At 60.1% G+C, this 12,195-nt stretch carries 16 protein-coding genes; 8 read left to right on the top strand and 8 right to left on the bottom strand.

The features are described 5' to 3' along the window. Positions 1–66 precede the first annotated feature (66 nt). Positions 67–531 carry a pentapeptide repeat-containing protein gene (locus NW829_RS09750; protein WP_011432098.1) on the top strand — a complete coding sequence of 155 codons (465 nt, stop codon included), beginning with the start codon at positions 67–69 and terminating at the stop codon, positions 529–531. Between the two features lie 12 nt (positions 532–543). Here NW829_RS09750 and cysQ read toward each other — a convergent pair whose 3' ends face one another. The 5 genes from cysQ to rpsP all read right to left on the bottom strand — a co-directional run bounded on the left by cysQ (position 544) and on the right by rpsP (position 4,099). Beyond that, on the bottom strand, positions 544–1,371 hold the full coding sequence (cysQ, locus tag NW829_RS09745) for a 3'(2'),5'-bisphosphate nucleotidase CysQ (RefSeq protein WP_414416973.1): 828 nt from the start codon (positions 1,369–1,371) through the stop codon (positions 544–546). Positions 1,372–1,386: 15 nt separating this feature from the next. Then, positions 1,387–2,148, bottom strand: coding sequence for an imidazole glycerol phosphate synthase subunit HisF (gene hisF / locus NW829_RS09740; protein WP_414416972.1), 762 nt, complete (start codon positions 2,146–2,148; stop codon positions 1,387–1,389). Between the two features lie 61 nt (positions 2,149–2,209). After that, positions 2,210–3,313 carry an ArsA family ATPase gene (locus tag NW829_RS09735; protein ID WP_414383712.1) on the bottom strand — a complete coding sequence of 368 codons (1,104 nt, stop codon included), beginning with the start codon at positions 3,311–3,313 and terminating at the stop codon, positions 2,210–2,212. Continuing rightward, positions 3,310–3,570, bottom strand: coding sequence for a KH domain-containing protein (locus tag NW829_RS09730; RefSeq protein ID WP_414341712.1), 261 nt, complete (start codon positions 3,568–3,570; stop codon positions 3,310–3,312). The genes NW829_RS09735 and NW829_RS09730 overlap by 4 nt, the downstream gene beginning before the upstream one ends. A 52-nt stretch (positions 3,571–3,622) precedes the next feature. Next, the gene (gene rpsP / locus NW829_RS09725) at positions 3,623–4,099 is read right to left on the bottom strand and encodes a 30S ribosomal protein S16 (protein WP_414341711.1); all 477 of its coding nucleotides are present in this window, start codon (positions 4,097–4,099) and stop codon (positions 3,623–3,625) included. Between the two features lie 262 nt (positions 4,100–4,361). Here rpsP and NW829_RS09720 point away from each other — a divergent pair, with 262 nt between their 5' ends. Then, positions 4,362–4,808 carry a TerB family tellurite resistance protein gene (locus tag NW829_RS09720; protein ID WP_414350341.1) on the top strand — a complete coding sequence of 149 codons (447 nt, stop codon included), beginning with the start codon at positions 4,362–4,364 and terminating at the stop codon, positions 4,806–4,808. A 122-nt stretch (positions 4,809–4,930) separates the two neighbouring features. Here NW829_RS09720 and NW829_RS09715 read toward each other — a convergent pair whose 3' ends face one another. Beyond that, on the bottom strand, positions 4,931–5,326 hold the full coding sequence (locus NW829_RS09715) for a metal-sensing transcriptional repressor (protein ID WP_414341707.1): 396 nt from the start codon (positions 5,324–5,326) through the stop codon (positions 4,931–4,933). A 114-nt stretch (positions 5,327–5,440) separates the two neighbouring features. On the opposite strand from NW829_RS09715, the gene sds reads away from it, so the two are divergent. Continuing rightward, positions 5,441–6,412 (top strand): solanesyl diphosphate synthase, encoded by a 972-nt coding sequence (sds, locus tag NW829_RS09710; RefSeq protein WP_041436149.1) that lies wholly within the window; start codon positions 5,441–5,443, stop codon positions 6,410–6,412. Positions 6,413–6,440: 28 nt separating this feature from the next. Here the strand turns inward: sds and lepB are convergent, their stop codons facing one another. Beyond that, a complete protein-coding gene (lepB, locus tag NW829_RS09705) occupies positions 6,441–7,127 on the bottom strand; it encodes a signal peptidase I (protein WP_041436160.1) in 687 nt (228 codons plus the stop codon). A gap of 161 nt (positions 7,128–7,288) precedes the next feature. On the opposite strand from lepB, the gene NW829_RS09700 reads away from it, so the two are divergent. Further along, positions 7,289–7,645 (top strand): hypothetical protein, encoded by a 357-nt coding sequence (locus NW829_RS09700; protein ID WP_011432108.1) that lies wholly within the window; start codon positions 7,289–7,291, stop codon positions 7,643–7,645. Between the two features lie 31 nt (positions 7,646–7,676). On the opposite strand, the gene NW829_RS09695 is transcribed toward NW829_RS09700, so the two are convergent. Then, positions 7,677–8,723 carry a hypothetical protein gene (locus NW829_RS09695; protein ID WP_414332177.1) on the bottom strand — a complete coding sequence of 349 codons (1,047 nt, stop codon included), beginning with the start codon at positions 8,721–8,723 and terminating at the stop codon, positions 7,677–7,679. Between the two features lie 168 nt (positions 8,724–8,891). Here NW829_RS09695 and NW829_RS09690 point away from each other — a divergent pair, with 168 nt between their 5' ends. From NW829_RS09690 to NW829_RS09675, 4 genes are read left to right on the top strand one after another with little or no spacing between them, the layout of a single operon-like run. Continuing rightward, on the top strand, positions 8,892–9,611 hold the full coding sequence (locus NW829_RS09690; protein ID WP_414414114.1) for a pyridoxine 5'-phosphate synthase: 720 nt from the start codon (positions 8,892–8,894) through the stop codon (positions 9,609–9,611). Between the two features lie 14 nt (positions 9,612–9,625). After that, positions 9,626–10,258 (top strand): DUF3318 domain-containing protein, encoded by a 633-nt coding sequence (locus NW829_RS09685; protein WP_011432111.1) that lies wholly within the window; start codon positions 9,626–9,628, stop codon positions 10,256–10,258. 12 nt (positions 10,259–10,270) lie between these two features. Further along, a complete protein-coding gene (locus NW829_RS09680; protein ID WP_414414113.1) occupies positions 10,271–11,104 on the top strand; it encodes a biotin--[acetyl-CoA-carboxylase] ligase in 834 nt (277 codons plus the stop codon). 44 nt (positions 11,105–11,148) lie between these two features. Further along, a complete protein-coding gene (locus NW829_RS09675) occupies positions 11,149–12,054 on the top strand; it encodes a M23 family metallopeptidase (protein ID WP_414416971.1) in 906 nt (301 codons plus the stop codon). The last annotated feature ends 141 nt before the right edge of the window (positions 12,055–12,195 follow it).

Below are 12,195 nucleotides of genomic sequence, written 5' to 3'. Positions count from 1 at the left end.
GTCACAGCCTGCTTCCGGCAGGGCTGAGGTTAGTTTGCCTACGGTTTTGTGAGAGAACAAACAGCGATGACAACAGCAAGTATCAAGCCTCTCTTGGATGCCAAGCAACTGTTGCAGGCTTATGCGTCTGGCCAACGGGATTTTTCGGGCTCCAACCTGAGTGGAGCGCAGTTGAGTGGCGCGAATTTGAAGGGCATTATCCTACGGGATGCCGACTTGAGTGGGGCAGATTTGCGCGAGGCGGATTTGTCGGGAGCAGATCTCTCGGGAGCCGACCTGCGCGGAGCCAAGCTGCGACGGGTGAACCTGATTGGGGCTAAGTTGGTGAAGGCAGATTTGCGGGGGGCCAACCTCTACCGGGCCAAATTGCTCAGGGCCGACCTCAGCGAAGCCGAGCTGAACCGAGCCGATCTGCGGATTGGGGCCGATCTGCGCGGAGCCATCATCACCAACACCCATTTCCGCGGTGCCCTTTACGACGAGTACACCAAGTTCCCGGATGGCTTTAACCCCACAGAGATGGGCATGTAGCCGGGGCTTCCCTCAGGGGATCAGGTTCTGCCACAGTTGGGCCATGCCTTCGGCAGCCGCTACAAAGGGCGGGTTGTGCAGGTCGGGCTTGTTGTAGCGCAAGGGATCCCCTGCCAGATCGGTAACCCTTCCCCCCGCCTGCTCCACAATGCACTGGGCAGCGGCAGTATCCCACTCCATGGTGGGGCCGAAGCGAGGGTAGAGATGGGCAGATCCTTCGGCCACAAGGCAAAGCTTTAGGGCACTGCCCACAGACTTCACTTCCAGAGAGCCACAGCGCTGCCGCAGCCGCTCGAGGAACTGCTCCGTCTCCGGGTTGCTGTGGGAACGGCTGGCCACCACTTGTAGGGGTTCTTGGGCGTAAGGGCAGGTGCGGATGGGCTGTTCGTGAACGCAGGACGGAGTCCTTTCCCTCTTGCAGGCCCCCAGCTTTTGCGCAGCCGCGTAGGTGAGGCCCAGAGCTGGGGCATGGACGACCCCCAGGATGGGGATCCCTTCCTCGATGAGAGCAATATTCACCGTAAACTGGCCGTTGCGCCCGATAAACTCTCGGGTGCCATCCAAGGGATCCACCAGCCAAAACCGCTCCCACTGTTGCCGCTCTGGGTAAGGGATCCCGCCCGATTCTTCCGAGAGCACCGGGATCCCTGGGGTCAACTCTTGCAGGCCCTGCAGGATCAGGTGGTGGGCAGCCAGATCCGCCTCAGTTAGGGGGGAGGCATCTGCTTTGAGTTGGATCGGCAGCGATTTTTGCCGATAGAAGGGCAAGATGGCCTGCCCTGCTGCTTCTGCCAGGCGGCACACCTCAGGCAGGAGAGCGGCCAGATCTTGAGCCTGCACGGATCCCTCCCCAAGCTAGAAACGCACCGGAATGGCATGGGCGGCCAAGTCGGCTTTGATCTGCGCAATCGTCAGCCGGCCATAGTGGAGCAGCGAGGCCAATAGAGCCGCTTCCGCCCCTCCCTCCTGCAGAGCTTGGCGGATATGAGCACACTCCCCTGCTCCTCCTGAGGCAATCACCGGCACCGACACCGCCTCGGCCACCCGCCGGGTTAGCTCGAGGTCATAGCCTGCTTGAGTGCCATCGGCGTCCATGCTGGTGAGCAAGATCTCCCCTGCCCCCCGTTCGGCCACGCTTTTGGCCCACTCCACCGCGTCCAGGCCCGTCGGCTGCCGCCCCCCGCGCACGTATACCTCCCATCCCCCTCCCTGCGGCTTGGCGCGAGCATCAATGGCCACCACAATGCACTGGGATCCAAACCAGCGGCTGGCTTGAGTCACCAAATCCGGATCCCTGACCGCCGCCGAATTGAGGCTGACCTTGTCTGCCCCGGCCCGCAGCAGTTGCCGGATCCCCTCCAGATCGCGGATCCCTCCTCCCACCGTGAGGGGAATGAACACCTGCTCTGCGGTGCGCCGCACCACTTCCAACAAAATCTCCCGCTCTTCGTGGGTGGCGGTGATGTCCAAAAAGACCAGCTCATCGGCTCCTGCCTGATCGTAAGCCTGGGCCAGCTCCACCGGATCCCCGGCATCCCGCAATTGCACAAACTGGATCCCTTTCACCACGCGCCCCGCCGCCACATCCAGACAGGGAATGATCCGTTTGGCCAACATCGCTCTCTCCCGAGGACTCCATCCCGTTGACGCGAACAGAGGGGAACAACTGGGGATCGTTTTAGCCGAAGCTGATGACCAGGAAGGGTTCTTGAAACTTGGCCCCGGTCACCTGCCGACCCGCCAAGCTGGGGGGCAAGAACAAGTTGCGCCGCTGATCCCCGGCGGTAATGGTCAGCTCGGGGCCTGACTGGCTCAGCTCGATTTGGGCCTTGCTGAAGCCGGGAATAAACAGCTTGACTGTACGGGCTCCCTCGTCGATGGCCACGGGCGGCGGCACATCCGGCACAGCGAACATCCCCCCCACCGCTGCTTCCAAAGCCGACCAATCGGATCCCTGACGCAGGGGGAGTGTTCGTAGTGTCAGCGGGAAAAAATCGGCGGCCGAGACCTCTCCCGGAGCCAGAGGGGTAACCCAGAGGCCACCCACCGTCAGCCCCACCATCTGAGCACTCCCCCAAAGGTAACGGGCGGTTTGCACGGCCATCGGGTCAGGGGTGGTCACCAGGTGGGCCAACACGCGGCGCGGATTGGCAATAGCCTGTCGTCCCTGCTCCAAAAGGTTGGTCATGCCCCCCAACCGCTCTGGCAGATCCTCCAGGGAGGAAAATTCCACGGTGCTTACCGAACGCAACAAGGGCTCGGCAAAGGGTCGCAGGGTTTTGGCCAAGTCGGATCCCAAAAAAGCTTGGGAGGCTCGCCGCCAGTACCAACTGGCCACCTCCGGGATCCCAAAGGCCCGCAAGGTGGTCAGATCCCCTGGCCCATCGTAGAGAATGCAGTCGTATTGGCCGCTGGCATCGTAACGGCGCAGAGCTTCCAGGGCCAGGGCCTGATCCATGCCCGGCAACACCCCCAGTTCCTGGCCGTAGATCTCCCGGAAAAAGGGGGTGCGCACGTATCGGGCTTCCAGCTCTTTGGCCGCCGTCCAGAACTGCTCCAGCAGCTGGGTTGTCCGCAACTGCACCACGCTCAAGTTGGCAGCAATGGTCACCGGCTCGCCGGAAAGCGGGATCCCGCCCAAAAGCATTTCCAGCCCCGGCCCCGCCTGATGGCCCACCAACAGCACCCGCCGCCCCTGCTGGGCTGCGGCCCGAGCTGCCGCCACGGCCAAGGTGCTCCGACCTGTGCCCCCCTTGCCCAGAAAGGTGAGAATTTGGCTCATTCCCGCTCTCCCGCTTCTCCGTAGATGTCGATGTACAGAGATTGGCCCGCCAACTGAGCTGCAGCCATCATCACCTGTCGAATCGCCTGCAAGGTACGCCCGCCTCGCCCGAACACCCGCCCGCGATCCTTCGGGTCAAAGGCCAGCCGCAGCCATACCTTTCGCCCGCCACAGGTGGTTTCCACATCCATTTGAAGAGAGGCGCTGCTGAGCAGCGGTTCGATCAAAAGATGGGCGAGAGCCTTGTAGTCTGGCATAGAGAGCTAGACGACAGGAGGGAACAACTGGCCAAGCCAAGCTTAGCCGACCCTAGGCCTCAACCGCTTCCTCAACCTGAGGCTTTTCAACTTCAGCTTCTGGAGGACTTAGTTCTGCTGCTGTCTCGGTGGCAGCTTCGCTCAATTCAGACTCGGGAACATCGGCGACCTCAGCCTCGGCCACGGATTCTGTTGCAGGGGCCTCTTCTGCCGCCTCAGGGATCCCAGCTTCAGGCTTGGCCATGGCCGGGATGCGAATCGAGGCAACCACTCCGCCTTCCCCTGCTTTCAACATCTCGTAGATGCCGGCCTTTTTGAGGAGACTGTCCACGGTCTCTGTGGGCTGAGCGCCACAACGCAACCACTTCAGCAAGCCTGCCGTTTGCAAAACCGTCTCCTTGGTGCGCGGGTTATAGTAACCCAGTTCCTCTAGCGGACGGGCTTCACGGCGGCTTTTACTTTCAATGGCGATGATGCGATAGCTGGGTTGCCGCTTTTTTCCGTAGCGCTTGAGCCGCAATTTGACCATGGGGTATCCACTCCTTGGGGGACGCTCCGCAAGCTGTAAAGATCCAAAAAATCCAAAAAAGAGTTCGCCTAGACCCGCCAAGCCTGCTGAAGCTCCAGAGCCTCGCTCCGAGCCTTTGGCGTTTGGCCGGTAGACACAGGCTTTTTATTTTAAGCGATTTTCTGCTTGACTGGAACTTGACTGGAAAATGTCCGACCCCGGTTTGGAAGGCAACCTTCATGGCAGAGTTGAAGAGAAAACCCTACACTCAGCAGCAACTCCCATGATCAACTACGCCGATTTGACAGACGAGCAGCGCCAGCTCTACCTCAAGGCCCTGATCGCGGTGGCCCGAGTAGATGGCCAGTTGGACGAAGAAGAAACCTCTTTCTTCATGCAAATCGCAGAAGGGGTAGGCATCGAAGCGCCACTGGCCCAAACCTATCTGGCCGATGAAGCAGGTGCACCTTTGGATATCAGCGGGATCCCGCCCATGCGCAATGCGGCAGGGGCCTTGATCCTGCGGGATTTGGCAGCAATGGCGGTGGTGAACAGCCAGCTGGTGGAAAAAGAAGAGGAGCTAATTTTCGAGATCGGCAAAGCCATGCAGTTCAGCGCTGAGGAGATCAACGAGTTTATCGACTGGGCCTTCATGGGACTGCAGTGGCAACTCAAAAGCGCATCTCTGCTGGAGCGCTATACCCAGCCCTCCCCCCAACCTTCTGAATGACCTGGGGTACTAGGCAGCATCACAACGGCCAGCCCCCGCTGCAGATATTGACAGCCCCGCTTGGCGTTCCCCTGAGCCAAGCAAGGGGAGACTTTCATCAAGTTAAATCTGGCCATTGAGACTTAGCCGATAAAGCGATCCAGAGCCCGCTGCAACTCCTCCAGCTCCACTTCGATATTGCCGGTCTCGATGGCATGGCGGATGCAGTGGCGAATGTGATCGTCCAAAATTAGCCGCGCCACCCGATCCAGCGCTCCCTTGACGGCGGCAATTTGCAGCAGCACATCTGGACAGGGCTGATCCTGCTCGATCATGGAGCGGATCCCACGCACATGCCCTTCGATGCGAGCCAAGCGGTTGGTCAACTTGCGCCGAGACTGGGGATCATGATGGTGAGGCTGGGCCCGCCCAGACAGCGGCGGCTTTTCCAGCGCCAGCTCCCACTCCTCCTCCCAATCGGGTTCTGAAGGGAGCGGTGGAACGGAATGAGATCGAAGTGGGGGGACGGGATCCGACATAAAAAGGGCAAAGGACTGCCTGCATGATACCGCTTGGTTTTCCCCGAGAACGATGGGGTACTCTACAATAGAAAAAGATGTGAAATTTTGTAAAACCTCTCATACTTTGGCTCCATGACCTCTGTGCTCTCCCCCTTTGGCCCTGTAGAAGCGGATCTGGAGCGTTTACGCCAGAACCTGACGCGGTTGGTCAGTGCCAAGCACCCCATTCTGGCCATGGCTGCCGAACATCTGTTTTCGGCGGGGGGGAAAGGGATCCGGCCAGCCATTGTGCTCCTCATCGCCCGCGCCACCACTCCAGATGGAGAGATTACCCCACGGCATTGGCGCTTGGCAGAGATTACTGAGATGATCCACACGGCCAGCCTGGTTCACGACGATGTCATCGACGCTGCCGACGTGCGACGGGGCATCGATACGGTGAATACCCTCTTCGACAATCGGATAGCCGTGCTGGCGGGGGATTACCTCTTCGGCCAAGCTGCTTGGTACTTGGCCAATCTGGACAACCTGGAGGTAGTGAAGCTCCTTTCCAAAGTAATCATGGATTTGCCGGAGGGAGAGGTGCGCCAGAGCCTCACCCGCTTCGACCCGGATGTGTCGATGGAAGACTACCTGGCCAAGAGCTTCTACAAAACGGCCTCCCTCATGTCCGGCAGTTCCAAGGCTGCTGGCCTGCTGAGCGGGGTTAGCGAGGAAGTGGCGGATCGCCTGTTCGATTTTGGGCGGGATCTGGGCATTGCTTTTCAGATTGTCGACGATCTGCTGGATTTCACCGCTTCGGCAGAGACGCTTGGCAAGCCTGTGGGATCCGACCTCATCCAGGGCAACCTCACTGCACCCGTTCTGTTTGCCCTAGAGGAATTTCCCCAGATGCGAGAGCTCATTCTCAGGGAGCTGTCCAACCCGCAAGACCTGAAGCAGGCCCTGGAGTGGGTGTATCAAAGCGAAGGGATCCCACGCTCTCGTCAGTTGGCCCGCGACTACGCCCAGCGGGCTGCCGAAGCGCTGTATAGCCTGCCGGACTCTGCGGCGCGTCGTGCTTTGTTTCAGATGGTGGACTATGTGCTGGAGCGGCTGCACTGAGCAGTCCCGACAGGGTCAAGCTGGCTTTCTACCGGGCTGTGTTGCCCAACACTTGGGCCTCTGGAAGAAGCTCAGGATATTCTGGCGGGGCGAAAAAGTGTAGGCGATTTGGGGGCCAAAAGCGAAAAATGGTGTTGCCGATGATGTTTTCTTCCGGCAAGAAACCCCACACATGGGAGTCTTGGCTGTCGTTGCGGTTATCCCCCATCACAAAATAGGAGCGGGGAGGAACCACGAATTCGGATCCCTGATTGGGAACTCCAGGACAGCGCTCGCCAGGGCAAGAATAGTCGGGGGGGGCATAGATGTAGTCTTCCCGCAGCGGGATCCCGTTGATGATGACCTCACCGTTGGCGATGCGAATGCGATCTCCCGGCAGGCCGATCACCCGCTTGATGTAGGCCCCGTCGAAGTTCAGTTTGGCGGGAGGGTTGAAAACAATAATATCGCCTCGTCTGGGCGAACCAAAGCGGTAGCTGACCTTTTCCACCACCAGCCGATCCCCTTCTTCCAGAGTGGGCAGCATCGAATCGGAGGGGATCCAACGCGCCTCTGCCACAAAGGTGCGAATGCCGAAGGCCAGCAACAGAGCCAGCACCACCGTCAGAAGGTTTTCCCGTTGCGCCTGCCACCAGCTGCGGGATCCCGAGCTGGCAGGGGTTTCCCCTGATGGCGACTGGGGCTTGGGCAGAGGAGTTGGATCTTTTGACGGCATGGAAGCTAACGAACAAGACTTCACGATCTCAAGATTACCGCACCCAATCCAGGGCAGCAGAATGGGAGGCCCTCCCATTAAACCCCTGCCGGAGAGACGAATAGCCGGCAATAGCATAGGATGGGTATTCTGGTGTACCGTACTCGCGACTGTCAGCCTCCATGACGATTTCAACAGAAGAGCGCCTAGAGCGAGTCGAGCGCCTGGTCGAGGCCAATAGCCAAGCAATAGCTCGTCTCACCCAACAACAAGAGGAAGTTTTGAGGCGGATCGATCGGCTCTCAGGGGATAGCGAAAAACTCTCGGAGCGGGTTGAAAAGCTCTCGGGCGATGTCGAAAAGCTCTCGGGCGATGTCGAAAAGCTCTCAGGTGATGTCGAAAAGCTCACTTTTAAGTTCGACACCTCACAAACCATCGGGGAACGGCTGGAACGTCTAGCCACCAGCCTGATTGCCGGTGCCACCATCAGCATCATTGCCGGAGTGATTTTGGTGCTGCTGCGGGAGGGATCCCGTTGAAGGGATGTTGCTCGGGGCTGGTTTTGGGGGGTCAACTGCCGGAATTGAGTTTTTCCCAGTCCTGCTGGTGGATGGCGATCATCTGGGCTTGGGCTTGAATAGCTGCCAACACCTCCGTCATCAGGGGCCAGTCGCTCCGCGGCGGACTGGGGTACTGCTTAAGCTTGTCAACTGTGTTGCTGAGAGCACTTTGCAATTGTTGCAGCAGTTGATAGGTCTGTTGGGCCAAAGCTAGGGTCTCAGAGACGCGGAGGTTATTCTGGCCTTGTTGATATTTCTGGAGAGCTTCCCCTCGCAGGATGCTCAAGATGGCCCCTTCTCTAGAGGCGGCAGTCTGGCCACTTTTGGAGCGCTGTGGGATGATGCGCAACTGCAACACCAGTGGCTCCCCCCGGTACATCCGCTCCACCTCTGCCTGCTGCGGCTCCCCGATCAACTCCGGATCCAGCGCCATCATCCGCTTCATGGCGGTGATCAACTTCGCCCGTATGGACTCGGAGAGATCTTTGAACAGATCCCGCAAAATCCCCTGCTGGCGGTAGCGCACTCGACAAGAAGGCCCCTCTTGAGGTTCCACGAAAATTTGCTCGGCTTTCTCATCCAAAGCCCGCCGCAGCATCGAGTTGAGCAACTGCTGCACTGTCTCTTCTGATTCGTCGGCGGGGACGGACGGAGGCTGGGTTGGCCTCAACTGCGTGGGTGGCCCCGACACGGGAGCAGGAACCTCCCGAGTCACCCGGTTGGCTTGGGCCTGGAGGCGCAGCCGCTCCACCTCTGCCGGGTCGGGGGGATGGCTGAAGTAGTAGGCAATTAAATCCTGCTGCTGCTGAGCGGTGAGAGGGATTGGCTGGACGGAAATCTGGGAATAGGCCAGCATTTTGCTCACATAGTCCAACGCCGCCAAATCCTGGGGATCCACCATGCCCAAGATGAGGCTGTCGGTATCCAGGGCCAAGGGGACGACTTGGTAGTAAATGCAGATCTCCACCGGCAAGTACTGGGCAATTAAGGCCGGCACTCGCGCCCGGTCAACAATGGAGTGTTGTCCCACCGCCAGAGAGGCATCTGGATCAGTCATGGCAAGCCCGGAGTGGATCCCGCACAGGCGAGACGTCGCTACCTGATCATAGAGTAAAGCCTACACCCTCGCGGCCTGAGGCCCATGGCATCCTGGCTCATCTGACCGGCGTAAATTGAATAATGTAATACTAGGGGTATTCTCCTCTACACCCAAAGCAGTAAAGCCTTGTTAAGTCTTGGAGTTAACATCGACCACATTGCCACCCTTCGACAGGCACGCCGCACGGTGGAGCCAGATCCGGTAGCGGCAGCGGTGATTGCCGAGCTGGCGGGGGCAGATGGCATTACGGTGCACTTGCGCGAGGATCGCCGTCACATTCAAGATCGGGATGTGCGGCTGCTGCGGCAAACCGTGCGCACCCACCTCAACCTGGAGATGGCAGCCACCGATGAGATGGTGGCGATTGCCCTGGAGATTAAGCCTGACTACGTCACTTTGGTTCCCGAGCGGCGGGAGGAGATCACCACCGAAGGTGGGTTGGATGTGGCGGGGCAGGTGTCGCGCCTCAGGGATGTGGTCGGCCAACTGCAGGGATCCGGCATTCCCGTCAGCTTGTTTATCGACCCAGATCCGACCCAAATTGCCGCTGCTGCCCAAGTGGGAGCCCGCTGGGTGGAGCTCCACACGGGGCGCTATGCAGAAGCCTCATCCGCAGCTCAGCGGCAGGTGGAACTTGACCACCTGGAAAAGGCCAGCCAACAGGCCCTTCAACTGGGCTTGCGGGTGAATGCGGGACATGGTCTTACCTACTGGAATGTCGGCCCGGTGGCGCGGATCCCTGGCATGGAGGAGCTGAACATCGGCCACAGCATTATCAGTCGAGCGGTGCTGGTGGGGCTGGATCGGGCGGTGCGAGAGATGCGTCAGGCGATGGGACTAAGCTGAGGAGCAGGCCCGGCATGAACTCGGAATACTACGGCTACGAAAACTACGTTCTGGATCAGGCGGAGATTGAGCGCCTGTTGGATCTGCTGCCAGCCAGTATGCGGGAGAGTGTGAAGATCTTGCCCGCCTCGGAACGGCAAACGGTGGTGATCAAAGGCCGCCGGCAGATGCCCTGGGAACGGCAGATGCGGCTGTTCATCAAGCCCTACGAGTGGCGGCAATTTACCCCCCTGCAGCGGGCGGGGCTGTTCCTGCACAAGGTGGGCTACTACAGTCGGGCGGTGTCGCGGCAGATCGACTTTTACCTGGCCATAGCAGCTCTGGGGGGGTTGAGCTTGATCTTCGAGGCCGTACAACAGGATCCCGTGGGAGCAACCGTTTCGGGTGGTTTGAGTGGCTTGGCCCTCTGGCAGTTGCGCCGCGACCAAACCAATGACCGTCGTCTGTTGGCTGCTGACGCCTATGCGGTGGATCGCCTGGTGTTGCGCGGGATCCCGCGGCTGCAGGCGGTGGAGGCCCTAGGGCAGGCGCTGCATGTGGAGGCCCGTCTGGAGGGGCGCTCGGGCAATGATCTGCTGGACATGTTGCGCTACCAAAACCTCAAGCGGCTGGCCCAGCGTCCGGCGGAAGACATTGTGTTGAGCTAATCCCGGGTAGAGATGCTTTCTCCCTCGCGGCTGGGATCCCAGGCGGGCCGGTGGGGCCGCCATCTGCTGCAAGTGGCGGTGACCGATTCCACCAATCGGCTGCTCTTGGATTGGGGCCGTCGGTTCCCACAGCCGCTGCCGGTGGGCACAGTTTTGGTCAGCACCCGCCAGCGGGCCGGGCAAGGTCAACATGGGCGAGTGTGGCACTCGCAGCCGGGGGGACTATACCTGTCCGTTTGGCTGGGATCCCCGCCCTTGCATCACTCGCTGCTGGAACTGACCCTGACCTTGGGCTGGGGCATTGCGGGCCGTTTACGGCAAAACCTTGGGATCCCGCTGCGGCTGAAATGGCCCAACGATTTGGTGGTGGTGGACGAGCAGCGCCCGGATTCTCTGCTCAAGCTGGGGGGGATCCTGGTACAAAGCCGCTTTGGGGGGGGCGGGCAACTGCTGGGGTTGGTGGCCGGTGTGGGGGTGAATGTCAACAACCCCGTTCCCATTGGGGCAATCACCTTAGCCCAAATTTTGGGATCCCCTCTGCACCGCTCACTCGACCGCACCGAGATTGCCGGCTGGGTTCTGCAGGGGATGGAGCAGGGATTCCACGTCTGGTTGCAAGGGGGATTTGCCCCCGTTCGCTCAGAGTACGAAGCCTGGATGGTCAAGCCGCAAGTCCAATGGCTCGAAAGGGGGACTAGCCTCACGATCTTGGGCCTTGCCGAGGATGGAAGGGTGCGAGTACAAACACAAGGGGAGCGACATCTGCAACAGCAGCAATCCATCCGGACGCTTACACCCGACCAAGTTCGCTTGAGCTATTCCATTCCAGCGGGCGGCAGCCCGTAGTTTTTCCAGTGTTTTTTCTCATGTGGCCTGCGTTGAACTCGGTGATGAAACTTTGGGTTATGGCGGCACGCCTTTTCTCCCCCCGAGCTCGGCGGCTGCGCTTTTGGCTGAAGCTGGGGCTGGCTCTGCTCTGGTTTTATCCCACTGCTCTGCTGGCCCAAACCCAACCAACCCCTTTGCCCCCGCCGCCCATGGTGGAACCGGCCCTAGACACGCCTGGGGCAGCAGCCCTGCTGCTGGATGGAGCCATTCCCCTGGGAGAGGGCAGCCCTGCGACCCTTGAGGCAGAAACCCGCCCAGAGACGGTAGTGGGCCGCGAGATCGTGATTGAGCCCCAGAAGAACCATGACCTGGTTCCCCATGCTCAGCCTGAAGGTGGGGTGCCGGTGGTGCTGATGGAACGCAGCTCCGGTCGCCGCATCATTCTCGCCCCCGGCCAAGAGATTCGCATCGAGGATCCCAGCCAGCCCCAAGCTCCTGAACCGCAAACGCCAAGGTTGCCTGAACTGGCGGCAGGTGACGAACGACTGCTCTACCCCCTACCTCACCCGGTGCCGATTACTTCTGGATTTGGCATGCGAATTCACCCCATCCGCGGAGAGCCGGAGTTTCATGCTGGAGTGGATTTGGGGGCCAGCATGGGCACGCCGATCTTGGCCTCTTTAAGCGGCAAGGTGGTCACTTCGGGATCCCTGGGGGGTCTAGGGATCACCGTTGTGCTGGAGCATGCCGGCGGTCGGCGCACTCGCTATGGCCACATGTCCGAAGTTGCTGTAACACCGGGGGAAGTGGTAGAGCGGGGATCCGTCATCGGCTATGTGGGGGCGACCGGAGCGGTAACTGGGCCGCACCTCCACTTTGAGCTGTGGAAGCGGGCGGTGGGGCAAGGTTGGGTGGTTCTGGACGCCACAGATGATCTGAAGGTTGCTGTTGCCCAGCTGCCGGGTTAGCCAGAGCCGGCTTGGGTTAGCATAGGTGGGCGGGCTCCAACTGGAATGCTGGCGCAGGTAACCAGTTGGGTCATGCAGGTTTTGCGGACGTGGCGGAACGGCAGACGCGCTAGACTTAGGATCTAGTGCCGCAAGGCGTAA

The sequence above is a fragment of the Synechococcus sp. R55.8 genome (assembly GCF_047461895.1).
In the GTDB taxonomy this organism is placed as follows: Bacteria; Cyanobacteriota; Cyanobacteriia; order Thermostichales; family Thermostichaceae; genus Thermostichus.
This window is presented reverse-complemented; position numbering and strand designations above follow the sequence as displayed.